Origin of the sequence: Lentilactobacillus sp., from assembly GCF_040773105.1 — a bacterium.
Lineage (GTDB): Bacteria > Bacillota > Bacilli > Lactobacillales > Lactobacillaceae > Lentilactobacillus > Lentilactobacillus parabuchneri.
In genome coordinates, this window is sequence record NZ_JAXGWW010000013.1 from 1 (window position 1) to 19,238 (window position 19,238).

14 protein-coding genes and 1 other annotated feature are annotated in these 19,238 nt (G+C 44.0%); of the genes, 11 read left to right on the top strand and 3 right to left on the bottom strand.

The window, feature by feature from the left end:
- From AB3112_RS01480 to AB3112_RS01500, 5 genes are all read left to right on the top strand, one after another.
- A partial coding sequence (locus tag AB3112_RS01480) for a glycoside-pentoside-hexuronide (GPH):cation symporter (RefSeq protein ID WP_367333853.1) occupies positions 1 to 1,237 on the top strand: 1,237 nt, incomplete at its 5' end.
- 99 nt (positions 1,238 to 1,336) lie between these two features.
- Positions 1,337 to 3,307 carry a glycoside hydrolase family 127 protein gene (locus AB3112_RS01485; RefSeq protein WP_084998120.1) on the top strand — a complete coding sequence of 657 codons (1,971 nt, stop codon included), beginning with the start codon at positions 1,337 to 1,339 and terminating at the stop codon, positions 3,305 to 3,307.
- Between the two features lie 316 nt (positions 3,308 to 3,623).
- Positions 3,624 to 4,619 (top strand): LacI family DNA-binding transcriptional regulator, encoded by a 996-nt coding sequence (locus AB3112_RS01490; RefSeq protein ID WP_084973604.1) that lies wholly within the window; start codon positions 3,624 to 3,626, stop codon positions 4,617 to 4,619.
- A gap of 328 nt (positions 4,620 to 4,947) precedes the next feature.
- Entirely contained in the window at positions 4,948 to 6,759 is a 1,812-nt protein-coding gene (gene uidA, locus AB3112_RS01495) for a beta-glucuronidase (protein WP_367333854.1), read from the top strand.
- A gap of 119 nt (positions 6,760 to 6,878) precedes the next feature.
- Positions 6,879 to 9,431, top strand: a complete 2,553-nt coding sequence (locus tag AB3112_RS01500; protein WP_367333855.1) for a glycosyl hydrolase — start codon at positions 6,879 to 6,881, stop codon at positions 9,429 to 9,431.
- A gap of 85 nt (positions 9,432 to 9,516) precedes the next feature.
- Here AB3112_RS01500 and AB3112_RS01505 read toward each other — a convergent pair whose 3' ends face one another.
- Positions 9,517 to 10,092, bottom strand: a complete 576-nt coding sequence (locus AB3112_RS01505; protein WP_084973477.1) for a TIGR00730 family Rossman fold protein — start codon at positions 10,090 to 10,092, stop codon at positions 9,517 to 9,519.
- A gap of 124 nt (positions 10,093 to 10,216) precedes the next feature.
- Here AB3112_RS01505 and AB3112_RS01510 point away from each other — a divergent pair, with 124 nt between their 5' ends.
- The 3 genes from AB3112_RS01510 (at position 10,217) to AB3112_RS01520 (ending at position 13,451) form a co-directional block, all read left to right on the top strand.
- Positions 10,217 to 10,657 (top strand): GNAT family N-acetyltransferase, encoded by a 441-nt coding sequence (locus AB3112_RS01510; RefSeq protein ID WP_084973475.1) that lies wholly within the window; start codon positions 10,217 to 10,219, stop codon positions 10,655 to 10,657.
- Positions 10,658 to 10,794: 137 nt separating this feature from the next.
- Positions 10,795 to 11,022: a binding site (T-box leader), on the top strand.
- A gap of 70 nt (positions 11,023 to 11,092) precedes the next feature.
- Positions 11,093 to 12,718 (top strand): peptide ABC transporter substrate-binding protein, encoded by a 1,626-nt coding sequence (locus AB3112_RS01515; RefSeq protein WP_367333856.1) that lies wholly within the window; start codon positions 11,093 to 11,095, stop codon positions 12,716 to 12,718.
- 16 nt (positions 12,719 to 12,734) lie between these two features.
- On the top strand, positions 12,735 to 13,451 hold the full coding sequence (locus AB3112_RS01520; protein WP_367333857.1) for a gamma-glutamyl-gamma-aminobutyrate hydrolase family protein: 717 nt from the start codon (positions 12,735 to 12,737) through the stop codon (positions 13,449 to 13,451).
- Positions 13,452 to 13,547: 96 nt separating this feature from the next.
- Here AB3112_RS01520 and AB3112_RS01525 read toward each other — a convergent pair whose 3' ends face one another.
- The gene (locus AB3112_RS01525) at positions 13,548 to 14,465 is read right to left on the bottom strand and encodes a DMT family transporter (protein WP_367333858.1); all 918 of its coding nucleotides are present in this window, start codon (positions 14,463 to 14,465) and stop codon (positions 13,548 to 13,550) included.
- Positions 14,466 to 14,604: 139 nt separating this feature from the next.
- Here AB3112_RS01525 and AB3112_RS01530 point away from each other — a divergent pair, with 139 nt between their 5' ends.
- The 3 genes from AB3112_RS01530 (at position 14,605) to AB3112_RS01540 (ending at position 18,704) form a co-directional block, all read left to right on the top strand.
- Positions 14,605 to 15,987, top strand: a complete 1,383-nt coding sequence (locus AB3112_RS01530) for a glutamate--cysteine ligase (RefSeq protein WP_057909694.1) — start codon at positions 14,605 to 14,607, stop codon at positions 15,985 to 15,987.
- A 259-nt stretch (positions 15,988 to 16,246) separates the two neighbouring features.
- The gene (locus AB3112_RS01535; protein WP_179136510.1) at positions 16,247 to 17,578 is read left to right on the top strand and encodes a glutamate--cysteine ligase; all 1,332 of its coding nucleotides are present in this window, start codon (positions 16,247 to 16,249) and stop codon (positions 17,576 to 17,578) included.
- Positions 17,579 to 17,720: 142 nt separating this feature from the next.
- Entirely contained in the window at positions 17,721 to 18,704 is a 984-nt protein-coding gene (locus AB3112_RS01540; protein ID WP_084973467.1) for a choloylglycine hydrolase family protein, read from the top strand.
- A 273-nt stretch (positions 18,705 to 18,977) separates the two neighbouring features.
- Here AB3112_RS01540 and AB3112_RS01545 read toward each other — a convergent pair.
- The coding region (locus AB3112_RS01545) for a gamma-glutamyl-gamma-aminobutyrate hydrolase family protein (protein WP_367333859.1) at positions 18,978 to 19,238 on the bottom strand (261 nt) is incomplete at its 5' end.

The window sequence follows — 19,238 nt, forward strand, 5'->3', positions numbered from 1 at the left end:
CGGGGTTTTACTTTTAATTGGTCGTATCTTTGATGCAATTGGCGCTCCTGTTATGGGTATCTTGGTTGACCACACCCACAGTAAATACGGTAAGAGTCGTCCTTGGTTCTTGTGGATGTCATTACCATTTGCCATCTTCGTCTGGTTACTGTTTACAACACCAGCATTAAGCGGCACCTTAAAGGTGGTTTATGCCGGTGTTATGTACATCTTAGCCGACTTATCATACACGGCTATGTCGACACCTATCACTTCAGTATTGCCTAACTTAACTTCAAGTACCGATGGCCGGATGCAAGCCAACTCAATTCGTTTGGTACTTGGTAACGTTGGTAACTTCTTCGCCGTAACCTTCATTATTCCATTTGCCGGCTTGCTCGGTGGTGGTAATGATCAAAAAGGTTGGTCATTAGCTGTTGGTGTTTACTCAATCGTTGCTTTCATTCTTCTGATTATCGCCTTCTTCGATATGCGTGAAAAGAATATTGAAAACGAAAAAGTAATTACCATCAAAGAAAGTTTAAAAGCCACTAAAGGTAACTGGCCTTGGGTATTGATCGTTGTTGCCAACTTGGCTTACTGGACTGCATTTATCGTTCGTAACGCTTCAATGCCTTACTACTTCCAGTACAACATGGGTAGCAAAGACTTAATTTCATTCTTCAACGGATTTACAATCATCCAAGTTATTGGGATGGCTTCAGTTCCATTCTTCGTTAAGTTCATGCACAAATGGGGAACCACAATCTTCTTCCTGCTCATGACAATGGTTGGTCAAGCATGGATTGGCTTTGCAGGTTCAAACGTTACTTCTGCTTTAATCGGTTGGTGTGTTGCATGTATCGGTTCAGGGAGTGCCTGCACGATGTTCTTCGCCATGGTTGGTGACACTGTTGACTTTGGTGAATGGAAGACCGGTGTTCGTGCCAACGGATTCTTAACTGCAATTGGTGCTTCATTCTGTATCCAAATGGGTTCAGGATTTGGATCATTCATTGCTTCAATGTTGCTCAAAGGATTTGGTTTCAACGCCGCAAATGCAACTCAATCAGGTTCAAGTCTCAGCGGAATCAGCTTCACATTCGTTTGGGTTCCAATCATTATCTACGCAATCAGTGTTATCTTGATGGTTCTTTACCGTAAATGGGAAAATCACGAACCAATTGTTAAAGCTGATCTTGCAGAACGTAACGCTGAAGCTAAGGCTGCTGAAGAAGCAGAGGCTGCTCAAGCTTAATGACGGATTTTTAGGAAAGCTCTTCCAAGCACGAACAAACATCAGAACTGGTTATTAGTTGCTTGGATTGACTCACTACTTTTAGGAGGAAACAGCACTATGCAAGTTTATACACGACCCAAATTAAATAAGGTCAAAGTTACTTCTGATTTCTGGAAACGGTATCGCGAACTCGTTGTTAAGGAAGTTCTTCCATATCAATGGAAAGTAATGAACGATGAAGCAGATATCTCAATTTCAGAAGACCCACAAAACAATGGTCAAGACAAAAATAGTCATGCCATTGCCAACTTGAAAATCGCTGCTGGGCAAATGGAAGGCCATCATTACGGCTTCCCATTCCAAGACACCGATGTTTATAAGTGGTTGGAAGCAGCTGCATACTCGTTCGGTTATCATCCAAATCCAGATCTGCAAAAGATTACGGACAATTTGATTGATTTGATCGCTGATGCCCAAGACGATGACGGCTACCTGTCAACTTACTTCCAAATTGATGCACCAGAACGTAAATTCAAACGACTTCAACAATCACATGAACTTTACACGATGGGACATTACATCGAAGCCGGGGTTGCATATTATCAAGAAACTGGCAACAAAAAAGCCTTAGATATTGCTACCAGAATGGCTGACTGCATTGACCGCAACTTTGGTCTTGAAGAAGGCAAAATTCCAGGATATGATGGGCATCCAGAAATCGAATTGGCCCTCGCCCGTTTGTATGAAGAAACGAATGAAAAACGTTACCTCGACTTGGCACACTACTTCTTAACACAACGTGGGCAAGACCCGGCTTTCTTTGAAAATCAGATCAAAGAAGACGGTGACAGTCCTGAGCGTGATTTGATTCCAGGGATGAGAGACTTCAAGCGTGAGTACTATCTGGCAGCAGAACCCATCAAAGACCAAGAAGTTCCTCATGGACATGCCGTTCGAGTCGTTTACCTTTGTACAGGAATGGCCTATGTTGCCCGCTATACCGGCGACAAGGATCTGCTAGCAGCCTGTGATCGTTTCTGGAATGACATTGTTAAGCGTCAAATGTACATTACCGGAAACATCGGCCAAACAACCACTGGTGAAGCATTTACCTACGACTATGATTTACCTAACGATACCGATTATGGTGAAACCTGTGCCTCAGTTGGGATGTCATTCTTCGCTCGTCAAATGCTGAACATTCACGCCAAAGGTGAATATGCTGATGTTCTTGAAAAAGAACTGTTCAACGGTGCGTTGAGCGGCATGGCACTTGATGGCAAGCACTTCTTCTACGTTAACCCGCTTGAAGCAGATCCAGTTGCTTCAAAGGGCAACCCAGGCAAGTCGCACGTCTTAACGCATCGTGCAGACTGGTTTGGTTGCGCATGCTGTCCTGCAAACTTGGCCCGTCTGATTGCTTCTGTTGATGAATATCTGTACACCGTTAATGACGATACAATTTTATCTCACCAATTCATTTCAAACGAGGCAGAATTTGATGATGGTATCAAGATTTCACAGACCAACCACTTCCCATGGAGCGGTGATATTCACTACGAAATCACTAATTCAGAAGGCAAGGCATTTAAATTAGGAATTCGGATTCCAAACTGGTCTGCTAACTTTGAATTGGAAATCAATGGCGTTTCAACAACACTTCCCTTAAATGATGGATTTATCTACGTAGATGTTGATGTAGAGTCACTGGTTATCGATCTTAAGCTGGACATGGACGTAAAGGTTATGCGTGCCAGCAACCGAGTCAACGATGACTTTGGCAAGGTTGCCATCCAACGCGGCCCAATTGTTTACGCTGCTGAAGGGACTGACAATGAAGCCCCACTTTCACTCTATGAAGTTGCAACGGATGCGAAGACTGATTATCATTTCGATGAATCACTGTTAGATGGTGTTGGTGTTGTTAATGTTTCTGCCAAGCTTCAAAAGGCTGATTCCAAAGATGCGCCACTTTACGTTGATGCCAGCGAGCAGGTTGATTCAACAGATGCCGAGCTGACCATGGTGCCATACTATGCCTGGGCTAACCGTGAAAACGGCAAAATGAGGGTGTGGTTGAATAAATAATTATCCCATCTCCAAAAAATGTGTTACATTGTAACAGATCCTAGTGTTATTTCTGACATGACACGATAACGAACCCCATTCGCGATAGGATCGGAAATCCTCTTCGGACGTCAGGTCTGGAGAGGATTTCTTATATTAAATGGGGGGCGGGTTAATCGTGATTGATTGAACTTTGAGCGAAATTCAGTAAATAAAGTATAAGTTTTAGTAGCTGAAAATTTAATCAGCAGCCTACATGTGATATTATTCATATGTAGGTTTTATTATTTAGTAAAGTTTGAATTCAATTATGGGGTATGTTTATATGGGTGATAAAATGACAACAATTAAAGATGTCGCTAAAGAAGCTGGCGTTTCGATATCGACAGTATCACGGATTTTGAACTTCGATGACACGCTTTCGGTGGGGGAAGATACACGAAGAAGAGTGCTTGAAGTTGCTGAAAAGTTACAGTATAAAAAACGCAATCGTCACGTCCCCAAGGGTGGCAAGAAAATTGGCATTATCCAATGGCATTCTGACAAAGAAGAATTAACCGACTTGTACTACCTTCAGATTCAATATGGAATTGAAAACAAGGCCGCAAGTGTAGGTGCCGGAGTTGAAAAGCTGACTTTTGATTCGGTTGATAAAAATCGAGTGAAGACACTTAGTGGCATGATTGCGGTTGGTAAATTTGATAAAACCGAAGTTCAAAGCTTAAAATCTTACGGCATTCCGCTGGTATTTATCGGTGAAAATTATTTGACCTATGATTGCGACAGTATTCGAAGCGATTTTGAGTCGCCCGTTCGAAAAATTATCGATCGGTTTATTGATCGGGGCATCAGGGACATTGGGATGATCGCTGGTAAAGAAACCACAGTTACTGAAAAACAAGGGGTGCGTGATCCGCGTGTTTCAACGTTTGATGCGTATCTTTCTGAAAAGGGACTGCTTAACGACGCATTCGTATTCCAAGGCCCATTTGGACCGGATTCTGGATTCGACTTAATGAATACGGCCATCAAACAGCTGGGTGACAAGCTACCCCATGGATTTGTCATTGGCAGTGATTCGATGGCTGTTGGGGTGTTGCGTGCGCTCCAGCAAAATCACATCAAGGTTCCAGACCGGGTTAGCCTCATTAGCTTTAACGATGTTGCGATCGCTAAATATACCAGTCCGGCATTAACAACGGTCCATGTTCACACTGAATTAATGGGTGAGCGGGCACTGGAAATGCTGACGGATCGAATTAAGGATCCAAAGAAAGTTCCAGAGTTGACGGTTATTGCAACCGAACTTGTTGAACGGGAAAGCAGCTTATAGTCAATACAGAGTTATAAAAAAGTCGGCCCAAGACGTTTCGCACTGTGGTCGACTTTTTATTTTCCCTGAATTATTTTTACTAAAACGAGAGATAAGAATTAAAACTAATACTAATCAATTTTAAAAAATAGTTGTTTGTGAATAAGAGGAACGAAACAAACACCCTTAAAATAGGTTCAAACGGTGAATTAATCCGCAAAATATATTTTACTAAAATCTATTGACTATACTGTATAATATAGTAAAATTAAACCGTTAGATTAAAAGAAAGCGCTTGCGAAAATGAACAACTAGAAACTGCGTTTAACTAGCTTAGGAGGATAATATTATGGAAAAAGGTTTACTTTACCCGGTTACCAATAAATTTCGGCAGGATCAAAAGCTGGATGGTTTATGGGATTTTAAGTTTGACCCATCTGCTGAAGGTGAAAAAAAGGGCTGGACGACCGGATTGGGTGACCCAATCAAGATGCCAGTGCCTGCCAGCTTCAATGACTTCTTTACCGATAAGGATTCCCGTGAATATACCGGTGATTTCTGGTACGCTAAGAAGTTTTTCGTGCCAGACTACATGAAGGATAAGATGATTGAACTTCGCTTTGGTGCAGCAACGCACCGGGCAACCGTTTATGTTAATGGTCAGGAGATCCGTTCCCATGAAGGTGGCTTTCTGCCATTTACAGCTGATATTACCACAGCCATTAAGTTAGGCGAAGAAAATATTGTCGCCCTTAAAATGAATAACGAGCTTCACCGCGATGCGCTTCCTGCCGGCGATACAGCCATATTGAAAAACGGCAAGAAGATGTCAAAGCCATTCTTTGATTTCTATAATTATTCCGGATTAAACCGCAGTGTTCACTTACTTGCAATCCCTAAGGAAAATATTTATGACTATTCAACGACTTATGATGTGAGTGAAAACCAAGCAACGGTCCACTATGACGTCAAGGCGACGGCGGGGAGCAACTTCATGGTGAGTTTGGCTGATGAAGATGGTCAGATTGTCGCAACCAGTGAGGGCCAATCAGGGGACTTAGTTGTTGAGAACCCAACTCTTTGGCAAGTTCGTGATGCCTATCTGTATACGATTAAATTTGAATTAGTTGAGAATGGCCAAACTGTCGATGAATATTCCGATGAAATTGGTTTACGGACCATTGAAGTCAAGGGTCACCAAATCTTGGTCAACCACAAGTCGGTTTATCTTCGCGGCTTTGGTCGACATGAAGACAGCATTTACGCTGGTCGGGCTTTTGATTTGAACGTTGAGCGCCGGGATATGAACTTGATGAAGTGGATTGGTGCCAACTCATTTAGAAGTTCACACTATCCATATGATGAACAAGTCTATAAATTCGCTGATCGCGAAGGTATCTTAATTATTGACGAAGTGCCAGCCGTTGGGTTTAAGATGGCAGCTGCCAGCTTCTTAGGTGGTTTGAATCAGTCATTCTTTGATGGTGACTGGGTTGACGAATTATACAAGAAGCACATTGACCAAGTGAAGGATATGATTCAACGCGACAAGAATCACCCAAGTGTCCTTGCTTGGAGCCTATGTAATGAGCCGGATACGTCAACTGATTCAGCAGTTCCATACTTCACAAAGCTGTTTAATGATTCAAAGGAATTGGACCCAGAAAAGCGTCCAAGAACATTTACACTGAACGAAGACGATACCTTCGAAGCATCTAAATGTTTGCAATTCCCTGATTTCTACCTGTTGAACCGTTATCCAGGCTGGTATCATAAGTGGGGTTACGAAATTTCTGATGGTGAAGCAGGATTGCGTGCCGAACTTGATGAGTGGAAGAATTCGGATATTGATAAGCCAATCGTCTTTTCCGAATATGGTGCCGATACTGAACCTGGCTTACACAAATTGCCATCCATCATGTGGAGTGAAGAATATCAAATTGAGTTGTTGGATATGTTTGATCGTGTATTTGATTCATATGACTTTGTTCGTGGTGAACAGCCATGGAACTTGGCCGACTTCCAAACTGTTGAAGGCAACATGCGTGTCAATGGTAATAAGAAGGGAATCTTCACCCGTGATCGTCAGCCAAAGGCCGCTGCATTCTTTTTAAAGAAACGCTGGACGTCACTTCCATTGGACTACAAAGCAGATAAATAGTTGAACACGAGACCAGAGTGAACTTGGTTTCAGAGTAAATAACCCAAATATTCTGGTAATGGATATTTGGGTTATTTAGTAGAAGCCTTCACAAGAATAGCTAACAAAGGAGAAATCATATGAATTGGACTAGTTTTACGATTGACGGCAGTCAACTTGATCTAGAGGCTGGGGATGCGAATACATTCAAGGGCTTTGGCTACTTGAGTTGTAATAATTCGTCGCGGTTACTATTGGATTATAAAGCAGAACATCGCGACAGCTATGACCAGATCCTCCAGATTTTATTTGGTGGTTGTCACCCATTGATGCGAATGTTAAAAGTGGAGATGGGCGACGATGCAAATACGTCGTCTGGAACCGAGCCGGCAACAATGCGGTCGAAAGATGAGACCGCAAACGTCAAACGAGGTGCCGGTTTCCAATTGATTGCGGACGCAAAAAAGCTTCAGCCATCGTTAAAGACGGCTGTGCTGCGCTGGGGAGAACCCGGCTGGTTGCGCCCACTCTGGGTGAATGTGAAAACAGATGATCCGGATAATAACGTTGCCGAGTCAGCGTTTGAACCTATGTATCAGTGGTATAAGAAGACGATTGGTGCCGCTTATGAGGAATACGGGTATTTAATCGATTACGTCGATCCAGACAGAAACGAGACCAAACACCCGATGGTCAAATGGATTAAGTGGTTTGCGGATCGGATTGCCAACGACCGTAACGATTTTCCGTCCGGATTTCCAATTGATCAGTTCAATAAAATCAAGCTCATCGCTGCAGATGAAAATTATGAACGTGACTTTGGTGATATGATGATTGCAGATTCGGAATTACGCAAACGGGTTTCCGCTGTTGGTTACCACTATAATACCGATGATGGTGAAAATAAGCCGTTTACCAAGTTGGCAGATGATTACCATCATGAGGTCTGGTACAGTGAGGGTATTGCCCCAATGACGATGGGGAAGTATCGGGTTCGAGCCAGCAATGGCGATGGAATTGGTGGCGTACAGAGTGGTTTGGATGTTGCGAACCGTCTGATTAAGAGCTATGTGAATTCTCGTCGCAGTTTATACATCTTCCAACCCGCAGTTTCCGCCTATTATACCGGAGTCAACTACAGCCACAAAGAACTGATTAATGCGAACCGCCCCTGGTCAGGTTACTTTGAAGTCGATAACGTTGGGCTGCAATGCATGAAATACTTTAGCGACTTCGCCAAAGCTGGGTGGGCCGATGAAGATGCTTGGCGTTACCTAACGAGTGCTTGTGATAGCGGTGTCGGCGGGACTGAGAACTTGGATCGAAACCGAGAAGCGCCCAGTTACATGACGCTGGTGTCTCCTGATAAGAAAAATTTTTCGGTTATCTTTGATAATGATAGTGCTCAGCCCCGAACCTATCAGATCCAAGTCAAAAATCTGGCAACAAGCGCAAACCAGAAACTCACGGTTTGGGAAAGTATTGGTCCTAAGGATGAACAGGATGCCTATGATAGTCGGATGAAGCAGGTGCGCGAATCACTTCCTTTGACCGATGGAACAGTAGAAGTAACGGTCAACCCACATTCGATTGTGACTGCGACAACTTTGGAGTTGGCAGATGATCCAGAGGTGACCTACAAGCGGCTTGAAAGTCCTTATGCCGACCACACTCTAGGCAGCAAGGGTGCAAACGGTGTCTTATATGAAGACGACTTCAGCTATGCTGGTTATCCAGGTAACTATTTGGCTTCAAGAGGTAATACACCAAGATTTACGGCTGATCAAGGCGGTGCTTTCGAGGTTGTTGATGATGGCGGAAACCACGTCGTCCAGCAGATGATTACTGAAAAGCAGCGTGCGCTTGACTGGGAGTATTCGTTTGCCCCCAACTTAACCGTTGGTGATGACAAATGGGCAGACTATCAGGTTACGGTTGCCATGAAGTTTGACGATCAGACGCAACAAAATTCGCCAACTGGAAACTACTTTGGAATTGGTTTGCGGGAAATGACTGATGTTAAAGGGCGCCTTGAAAGTGCCCCCTACGTCTTTAAGGTTTACATTGATGGCAGTTGCCAACTGATCAAAGATGATCGGATCGTGTCGTTGAACTACGTTGATGGACTGGATTTGACGATCTCCCACCAAATTACCTTTGCGGCGGTTGGCAATCGATTAACCGCGTCAATCGATGAAAAACAAGTCTTTGATTATACTGATAGCGATAATCCGCATTTTAGCGGCCGAGTTAAGCTTGGGAGCGGTTATTATCAGACGCAAATCAGTCAAATTACAGTTACCAAACCTCAAAGTGGGCATTTAATTTCCAAACGATTGGATGATTTGGACGCTGCGATTACTTATAAAGGGAACTGGCAGCACGTTTGCGGACTCGGCAATACAAAATGGAATCGAACGTTGTCAACCGCAACTGCAGATGATAGTCAGGTACCAACCTTTGACTTCGATTTTACCGGAACTGGATTTTCACTGATTGGTCAACAGGCCGCCAAGGCAGCTTTAAAAATCGCCGTTGATGGTGTTGTAATTGATTGGAACTTAGTACCACAGATTGGTGCCGATCGGGCAGAAAATGCCGTTATTTTGGGATTAGCTGCCGGCAAGCACCACGCAACCGTCAGTGTCGTCGGGGGCAGTTATACCCTGGACGCAGTTGATTGGATTAATTAATAACTATTTTTTAAAAATCGATCTAAATAAGCGAGAAAGGGCCGGGCCAAAGGTGTTAACTTTGGCTCGGCTCCTCTTTCGGCTATTATTTATACCCACGCACCTTTGGCGGGACATAAGTGGTCATAAACGTGTAGATTTCGTCTAATGAATCTGAAAAGAAGAGCTTTTTGCGATCTTCGACTGACAAGAAACCGTCATTGGCCATTTTGTCGAACATGGACGCGAGGTCATCATAATAATGGTCCACGTTATAAAAAACACAGGGACTAGGGTTGTCGCCTAAACGGGCCCATGAAAATGCCTGGCTAATTTCTTCGAGAGTCCCGACGCCTCCCGGAAGCGCGATGCAGCCATTTGAAATGTTCATCATTTCTGCTTTCCTTGCTGACATATTGTCTGTAATTGTTAGGTCGGAAAGGGCTTGTAAGCGTGGCGATTCTGCACCTCTGGCAACTAATTGCTTGGTCGTAACTCCATGGACCTTACCACCTTCAGCCAATATCTGGTCTGAAAGTACCCCCATCAAGCCAACACCGCCACCACCATAAATTAATTCCAAGTCGTGTTTTACAAGCCAGGATGCCAACTTTTTGGTGGCTTCTATGTACGCTGGATTGTTCCCTGTGGACGCGCCACAGTAAACTGCTACTCGTTTCATATTCAGTCCTCCTCAGGAATCGTTTGAGTTTATTTTACCGCTTTTTGGGAAATCTTTTTTGAAAATGATTTGATTGGATTATAATTAAACTATTCATTCTGAAAATCAGTGTCGGGAGGTCAGCATGAAACAATATATATTAGACGATTCGGATGACTTATGGGAACACTTTGCCAAGCTGATCGGGGAGGTTTCCTGGCCAGCTGGCAAATATTTGGCCAATGAAATGATCGGTGGCAAGGTTTCTGACTGGGAACGGGTCATTGTCATGATGGATGATGACAAGCTGGCGGGATTCTGTGCGGTGGTGCGAGAAGACATCGTCAAAGGAACTGGATTTTCACCGTTTATTGGGTTTGTCTTCGTCAGCGAACCTTATCGTGGCCAGCATTTAAGCCAAGAATTGGTTAAACTTGCCGAAAGTCAAATCCGAGAGATTGGATTTCATAAAGCCTATATCGTTACCAAACACGTCGGGTTGTACGAAAAGCTGGGTTATCAAGAAATTGACACCGCTATCGATCAATTAGGCAGAAAAATGCGAATTTTGGCAAAGGCACTCTAGCGTGAGTTGGGGCCTCGTCTTTTATGAGAAAAAGTTTCAAAACCAGCCCAAATAAGTCTGTAATTATCCGTATGATTAAAAAGTCATGATAAAATGAGTTGACTCTCAGAAAATATCCGTTACAATTAGCATTAACGTGTTTGACGAAGATCGGATGAGTAGTCAACCGCCCTTGCAAAGAGAACTGCCAATTGGTGAAAGGCAGTCTGGGGTAGTTGGTGAATATGGTCCGTGAGTCTCGGTAATCAAGCATTTGTGAGATTATCATGTTGGGTCCATTATCGCCCACAGTTTATAACTGGCTGAGAAAGTGTTCTTGAGAGCATTTTGAAGTAGGGTGGTACCGCGATGAATTCGTCCCTATATGATACTAGCAGTGAACCGACTTGTGAATTCAAGCCGGTTTTTTTTCGCAAAATTTGGGAGGTATGGGATATGAAGAGAAGACTTTTGGTCGTGTCGAGTATTGCTTTATTGGGGGCTTTGGTCTTGAGCGGCTGCGGTAAAAGTTCGTCCAGCAAGGACAACAGCAATCGAACCTTTAAGACGACTGCTCAAACCAATGTCATTACGGTCGATCCAAACCGGGCAACTGATGTGGGGAGTTATCTGGCGATTTCTCAAGTGGTTGAGGGGTTATACAAGCAAAATAACCAAGGCAAAATCGTGCCTTCAGTGGCGACCAAGATTGTCAAACCAACGAATAACGGCAAGACGTACACTTTCAATTTGCGCCATGACGCGAAATGGAATGACGGCAGTCGTGTAACGGCCGGGGATTTTGTGGCGTCGTTTCGGCGGCAGGTTGAACCAAAGACAAAGTCACAACGAGCTGGCCATTTGAGTGATATCAAGAATTACCAGGAAGTGAACACCGGAAAAGCGTCACCATCCAAGCTCGGGGTTAAGGCACTCAGTAAATACAAACTGCAGATTACACTTTCCAGGCCAGTGCCGTACTACAATTACGTTATCGCAACCCAGCTGTTCCCGATTAACCAGAAGGATTTGGCAAAGTGGGGGAGCAAGTACGGTCAAGATTCTGAACATGCCGCTTCAGATGGGGCCTACGAGATTAAGAATTGGAACTCCTCTAAGGACACCTGGACACTCGTTAAGAACAAGCACTACTACAACGCGGATAAAGTTGATCTTAAAAAGATTCATTTTCAGGTTGTGAAGACACCGCAAACTAGTTTGCGATTATTCCAAGCCAAAGATATCGATGAAACTCAGATTTCAGGGAGTTTGGTGGCCGACGCTAAGAAGCAGTTCAAGAGCGAAACGGTTGTTTCTAAATATGGGCAACTGGCGTTTATCCCTTGGAACAATTATCGGAAGACAACTCGTAACTTAAACCTGCGCAGGGCGCTTAGTTACGCCATTGATCGCAAGTCGTTGGCTAAAAATGTGTTAAAGGATGGCTCAACGCCAGCTCAATCGGTTGTGCCTGAAGGCGAGGTTAAAGATGCCAGCGGTAGAGACTTTAATGCCGGCGTCACCAACAAACTCACGTATAATTTAACCAAGGCCCGCTATTACTTTAAGCTGGCGCAACAAGAACTTGGTCAAAAAAAGATTAACGTTCAGTTGTTGACGGCCGATACAGATGCTTATAAAGCAGTGGCTGAATATATTCAAGCTCAGGCACAAAAAGTTTCTCCTGACTTTAATTTGACGGTTCGCTCAATTCCATTGCAGCAAGAAATTTCTGATTTCAGTGCTCACAAATTCGATGCTGGAACGCTTGGCTGGTCAACTGATTTTCCTGACCCGATTGACTATTTGAACTTAGCAAGTAAAGCCGGAGTCATCAACTTTACCAAGTGGACCAACCCTAAGTACCAAAAAATTATTGATCAGATTAATGACACGACCAACCAAACCCCTGAACAACGGGTTAAGCTCCAACAAAAAGCAGCTTCTTTGTTAAACAATCTGCAGGGTGTGACACCACTTTACCAATACGCTTCGGTTCACTTGAGAACCAAAGATGTTAAGGGGTTGGAATACCCGTTGATTGGCTACCAGAAGTATGAATATGCAAGTTGGAAGAAATAACAAGGGAGCCTTTAAGATGACAATTAAAATTGGAATTGCCAGCAACCATTTAATTCATCCCACTGAGCGTTTTGGGACAAATTTTGTGGACTATATTCAACGTGATTACGTTACCGGATTGCGTCAGGCAGATGTTTTGCCATTTGTATTACCGCTGGGAGATCCCAAGGATGCAAAAGCCTATATTGAAAGTGTTGACGGCCTTTTACTTTCGGGAGGTCAGGGCGTCACACCGATTTTATATGGGGAAGAGCCTCTCGCAGAAGTTGCTGAGACTGATATTTATCGAGACCAATTTGAAATTGCCTTGGTGAAGGCTGCCCAAGAAGCTGGAAAGCCGGTTTTGGGGATTTGCCGTGGGATGCAGGTCATTAACGTTGCCCTCGGCGGCAACCTCTACCAAGATATTTATAAGCAGGCTGGGGCCACTGAAAAGCACAACCAGTATCCAACGTCATGGGAAATTCCGACCCATCACGTGACCACGACTTCGGGCTCCTGGTTAAATCAGATCTTAGGTGAGCGGTTTGCGGTTAACTCATTTCACCATCAAGGAATTCATCAGCCGGGTAAGGATTTGACGGTGGTTGCGCAAAGTGATGACCATGTTGTCGAAGGAATTGAATCCGCCAATGGAAAGATTATCGGCGTTGAATTTCACCCGGAAATGATGCTGGCCGTTCATCCGGAATTCCAAAAGATTTTTGACTATTTTGCAGAACTGGTAAATTAGAGAAATTGAATATAACAATACAAAAGCGAGAACCAATCCATGTTAATACCGGGTTGGTTCTCGCTTTTTGGGTTGTTATAACGGATGCCTAGTTGGCTAGACTTTTGTGGTCGACGGATTTGAAGCGTAAGCTGCCCAAGCCTGAACAGCAACGGTTCCCAAGATCAAAGCCGCACCAAGTGATTCCGGCACACCAAAGCTGACCCCGAGAAATACAATCGAAAGGAAGGTTGCCGAAAGCGGCTCAAATGATCCCAAAACACTGGCTGTAGTTGGCTGGATAAATCGCAAACTTTGCAGATAGAACAGATAGGCAAACATCGTCCCAAAGATAACCACAAACGCGACACTACCATAGGTTAACCAACTAAATGTGGGCATGTGGTCCCAAATTCGGTAGTACAAACTAAACGAGAACCCACCAATGAGCATCGACCAGCCGACGATTGGAATTGCCCCATACTTTTTCAGTAACTTTCTTGGTAACAGGGTATATAATGTGGCACTGACAGCAGCACCCAGTCCCCATAAAAAGCCACCCAAGGGCATGCTCAGTGCTGTCAGTCGACCGTGGGTAACGAGCAGAATCGTACCGGTTAACGCCATCAGGACCGAAAAAACATCAATCCGCCGCGGAAAATTTTGCGTTCGGAGGGCTAAATAGATAATGATAAACGCCGGTGATAAGAATTGTAGAATCGTCGCCGTTGCGGCGTTTCCAGCTTCAATTGCCATGAAATATGTATACTGTGATGCGGCCATGCCGACAAAACTAAAGAAGATGAGTTCCAGTGAATCTCGGCGGTCATGCCAGACGGCCACTGACCCTTTATCATTTTCCAACATTCCAAATGCGACCAGTAAAATTCCTGAGATCAGCATTCGGACTGATACCAACCAGTTGGAGCTCACGTGAACGTCGTCAAACAGAAATTGCGCGACTGTTCCTGAGATTCCCCAAAGTAATGGGCCCAAAATTGCGAGTATTAATCCTCTTATCTTCATGTTATGCACAGTGATATCCTCCAATACGTCATGAAATAATTATATTACAAAGCCAAATGTTTTAGAATAACCCTTTGTAAAAAGAAGTGAATTGCGTTAAGGTATCATTAATATTTAATGATAAAATATATACATAGGGGGCTTGCCCATGTTCGATAAAATTGGTCAGATTATTTTTAATAATGAAATTGTCGCCAACGCAAGTGATTTTAATATGGGAATTGAAGTTGAAACCATCCGAATTGATTCCGCGGGACGACTAACGAAAGAACCTTATCCAAAGGCTTTGGGAAATCAACGGAAGAACCATTTCATTAAAACTGATGTCTACCAGATTCAAAGTGAAATTATTACTCCCACTGCGCGAAAGTCACTGGATGCGATGCACTATCTGATGGCACTTAACGATACGCTGCGCAACGCTTTGGAGCCCAACGAACTGCTGTGGCCATTGAGTATGCCACCAGTGTTGCCGCAGGATAAACGAACAATTCCGATTGCGGATGTGGATCCCGATCAAAAGGCCTATTACGAAAGATGGATCAAAACTCGAAGCGATACCCAGGGGATCCCAGTCGGCGTTCATTTAAACGTCAGCATCAACGACGACGTCCTCAGAACCGTTTGGGAAGCACTTTCAGACCAGTACGAATCATACGCTGACTTTGTAAATTACATTTATATCAAAATTGCTCAGGGATTTGATTATTACCGTTGGTTGATCACGTATTTGTTTGGCAATAGTCCAATTGCTGAGAAGAATTTCTTCAAACCGGAAGATGACCAACCGCAGCACGAAGTTCGTAGTATCCGTTCTTCAAACTACGGCCTCACTTCTGATGTGACGCATAATTATCGCAGTGTAGCAGACTACGTCAAAAATATTGAAAGTAACATTAAAGAAGGCCACTTGTTTAGTGAAGCCGAATACCATTCCAGCGTTCGGTTAAAATCCGTTCACGGTGATTTGACCAACATGGTCAAAAACGGAACTGATTACATTGAGCTGCGAATGCTCGATTTGGATCCAACCACAGCACTTGGTGTTCGAACGTCTGCAATTCGGTTCTTTAGAATCCTCCTGAGTTATTTCATGATGAGTGACACCTTGGTGAGCGATGATAAAATCAACTTGAAGTTGGAGCAGGGTCGTGCCATGAATGAAGTTGTCGCCATGGAAAGCCCGACTCAACAGACCATCTATCATCATGAAGCTCAAACATTTCTCGATCAGCTGCAAATGTTTGGCGCAACGATTCAATGGGGACCCGAGTATCAAGAAGTCCTTGACACCATGCAGGACCGCTTGGACAACCCTAATTTGACGCCGGCCGCGACGCTTTGTGATCACGAAGTTGACGGTTCGTTGATGTCTTACGGGTTGGCGATGGCCAATCGTTATCAGAACCGCGCTCATGAAAATCCAAATCCATTTACCGGCTTTGAGGAACAACCGGACATGACAGCTAACGAGCTTCGTCAACGGTTGTTTGGAGCGATGGGCAAGCCGGATAATTACAAAAATGGTTAGTATATGTAAAGGCAATGAGAGAGAAGAGTACCCGTTTAGCAACTTTTAAGAGACCTCAGATTGGTGAAAGTGAGGAGTTGTGGACGGGAAAGGTAGCTCTTGAGCTATGGAAGCATTGATGCGCTCATTATCGCGCGGTGTATTCATACACACTAAGGCAGTTTTGGGCGACCGAGCTGCGAAAATAGGTGGTAACACGGTGAAACGTCCTACAAGATTCTTTCTTGCGGGGCGTTTTTTGATTAGGATGGTGATTATGATGAAACAAGCAAAACAAGTATCCGACTTTATTAATTCAACAATTGGACTAGAAGTTGAAACCCACAGGATTAACGGCAAGGGGGAGCTGAGCCACAAAGCTTATCCACATGGGTTGTTGAACGAACGGCAACATCATTTTATCAAGAATGATTTTTTAGAAACCCAATCAGAATTAATTACACCGCCAACGAAGACGACCCTCAAAGGGCTGAAGTACTTGGGCGTTTACCATCAAGCCCTCCGAAGTGAACTGGCCGGCAACGAATATCTCTGGCCTTATAGTATGCCGCCGAAGTTAAAGGCGGATCATTCCGATATCGTGATTGCCCAGACCGACAAGGAAAGCTACGAATATCGCCAGCAAGTTGCGAAAATTCGTAAAATTGAGCGGACGGCTGAAACCGGGGTTCACGTGAACGTTGGCTTGACCAAGAAAGCGTTGAAGGATTTGAAAGTAACTGACAAGGAAACAACGGATGCCTTATACCTGCAAGCCGCCATTGGATTTATGCGTTACCGCTGGTTGTTGACGTACTTATTTGGTGCGACGCCTGTGGCATTTGAAAACTATTTCTCCCCTGAAACTCAGGCACCCAAACGGCCGGTTCGATCATTGCGCAACTCACACTTTGGCTTTGGCAACGGCTTTATTTCCAGTTACCAAAGTGTCCAGGCCTACGTTGACGGCATTTTAAAGGCGGTTGACGATCAACAACTGATTGCCCAACGTGAGTATTACGGCACGGTTCGCATGAAACGAAATGATGATGTCCGGGATTTGCTGACGAAGGGGGTGGCCTACATTGAATTGCGAATCTATGACCTCGATCCTTTCGAACCGTTGGGTGTTTCAGAAAATGCGGTTGACTTGATTCGGTTGATGTTTGCTTACTTTATCCACGAACGACCGTTTAAGTTGGATACAGCTGACGACGATATTGACCGAGCCGAAAAGAAGAATGATCAGGTTGCGTTGGAAGATCCACTGACAGTTAGTCAATATCACGACGAAGCAGTGGCGTTTATCGAGGTTCTTGAGCAATTCAGTTCACAAATTGTGATTCCGTTTAACGCGCAGCACCTTTGCTTCAAGCTGAGAGAAATGATTGACAATCCAACCCTGACACCAAGCGGGCGATTAGTCAGTTGGCTGGGAGAGGACCCTCATCGACAATTTGACCAGTTGTTAAAATTTGCAAAGGGGTACCAGGACGATTTGACCCATAATCCGGCGATTGGCTTTGAAGCATTGACGGCTGCTGACCAACAGGAGGTCATGCAAACATTGAAAAACGGGATTCCGGTTCGGATAAAATCTTGGTTGAAATAACTGAAAAAGGGTAAGGCAAAAACTTGAATATGTTGCCTTGCCCTTTTTGCATATCATAACAAGCATAAGACTGGAAAATGTTAAATTAATTTGTTTAGCATCCATTGTTTAACTATAATGAATCAGAAAAGGAGTGGTCAATTTGTGTACAAGTGTCACGTTTTTATCAAAAACGGGCGATAACTTTTTGGCGCGAACAATGGATTTTGCGTTTGAACTTGATGGTCGACCGGTTGTGATTCCCAGAAGGCAACACTTTAATAGCGATGCTGGTGGAAGTGGGTACGATACCCAATATGGATTTGTTGGTGCTGGGAGAAATTTAGGAAACTACATATTAGTTGATGGTGTTAACGAAAAGGGATTAAGTGCCGCAGCATTATATTTTAGTGGAGAAGCGTCATACGCAACAGCGCTGCAGGCAGACAAGGTTAATATTGCGCCTCATGAAGTACTGAACTGGTTATTGGGGAATGCCAGCGACTGTGTGGAACTTAAAGCACGGCTCGAGCAGTTAAATATTATCGATGCGCCCGTTAAATTACTGGGAAAAAGTACCCCACTTCATTGGATTATCTCGGACAAATCAGGGGAATGTTATGTCTTGGAGAGTGATCATGACGGCATGAAGTACATGAAAAACCCCGTTGGCGTGATGACCAATAGTCCGGATTTCCAGTGGCATTTAAAGAATTTAAGTAATTACACGGAATTGAAACCCTCACCGCATCCGGCTCGTTCATATAACGGATACGAAATTACCTCGTTTGGACCAGGAAGTGGTGCACTGGGGATGCCGGGTGACTATACATCGGTGTCAAGATTTATTAGAACGGTATTCATGCGGGAGTATTCCGACGAAGTTTCAACCGAACAGACTGTTAATGAGTTAAGCCACATTCTTAACTCAGTTGAAATTCCGAAAGGTGTCAAGATCAAACAAGATGGCAGCGAAGACTACACGCAATACCGTGGGTACATGGATATGCATCATTTAGCCTATTATATGCAGCCTTATGACAATCAATCAATCTTCAAAGTGTCGTTAACTGAGGCGTTGATGGATCAAGAAAGACCTGCAGAGTTTCCGATTACACATGAGCAAAAATATGAAGAACTCGGGTAATAAAAATGAGGTTCAACTTCGATTTGGAAGTTGAACCTCATTTTTACATGGTGTGCTGATTTGTTTGATTTAATTAGGAGTAGCGGATTGCTGCTGATTGGGTAAAATGTGCTTCGCAAATCAGCTTTTTCCGCTTAGCTCCACTGCTACTTGGATAAAATGTGCTCCCCAAGCCAGCTTTCTCCGCTTAGTCCAACAACAGACTTCAACGCGAAACGCGTCAAAGTCTGTTGTTACACTAATGCTCGAAAGCTCCCCGGCTTGGTACGCACTCTATTTTCTTGTCCTATCCGCCACCTTCTGGCTTCTATCAATAAAGTCTTTGAACAACTTTCTTGAATCTTCGAAATGCTTGAAGATGTTTTCCGGATGCCATTGGACTGCTAGGATTTGGTCCGTGTTCACCGACTCAATCGCTTCAATCACTTGATCGTCTGCTCTGGCGGTTACTTTCAGATATGGAGCGACATCTTTGACCGCTTGGTGGTGCCTTGAGTTAACGTACGGGCGTTGGCCGATAATATCGTTTAGACG

What these genes read in the sequence shown, in the direction of transcription:
- AB3112_RS01485 (WP_084998120.1), top strand. Translation starts at nt 1,337, where the DNA reads ATGCAAGTTTATACACGACCCAAATTAAATAAGGTCAAAGTTACTTCT.
- AB3112_RS01490 (WP_084973604.1), top strand. Translation starts at nt 3,624, where the DNA reads ATGACAACAATTAAAGATGTCGCTAAAGAAGCTGGCGTTTCGATATCG.
- uidA (WP_367333854.1), top strand. Translation starts at nt 4,948, where the DNA reads ATGGAAAAAGGTTTACTTTACCCGGTTACCAATAAATTTCGGCAGGAT.
- AB3112_RS01500 (WP_367333855.1), top strand. Translation starts at nt 6,879, where the DNA reads ATGAATTGGACTAGTTTTACGATTGACGGCAGTCAACTTGATCTAGAG.
- AB3112_RS01505 (WP_084973477.1), bottom strand. Translation starts at nt 10,092, where the DNA reads ATGAAACGAGTAGCAGTTTACTGTGGCGCGTCCACAGGGAACAATCCA.
- AB3112_RS01510 (WP_084973475.1), top strand. Translation starts at nt 10,217, where the DNA reads ATGAAACAATATATATTAGACGATTCGGATGACTTATGGGAACACTTT.
- AB3112_RS01515 (WP_367333856.1), top strand. Translation starts at nt 11,093, where the DNA reads ATGAAGAGAAGACTTTTGGTCGTGTCGAGTATTGCTTTATTGGGGGCT.
- AB3112_RS01520 (WP_367333857.1), top strand. Translation starts at nt 12,735, where the DNA reads ATGACAATTAAAATTGGAATTGCCAGCAACCATTTAATTCATCCCACT.
- AB3112_RS01530 (WP_057909694.1), top strand. Translation starts at nt 14,605, where the DNA reads ATGTTCGATAAAATTGGTCAGATTATTTTTAATAATGAAATTGTCGCC.
- AB3112_RS01535 (WP_179136510.1), top strand. Translation starts at nt 16,247, where the DNA reads ATGAAACAAGCAAAACAAGTATCCGACTTTATTAATTCAACAATTGGA.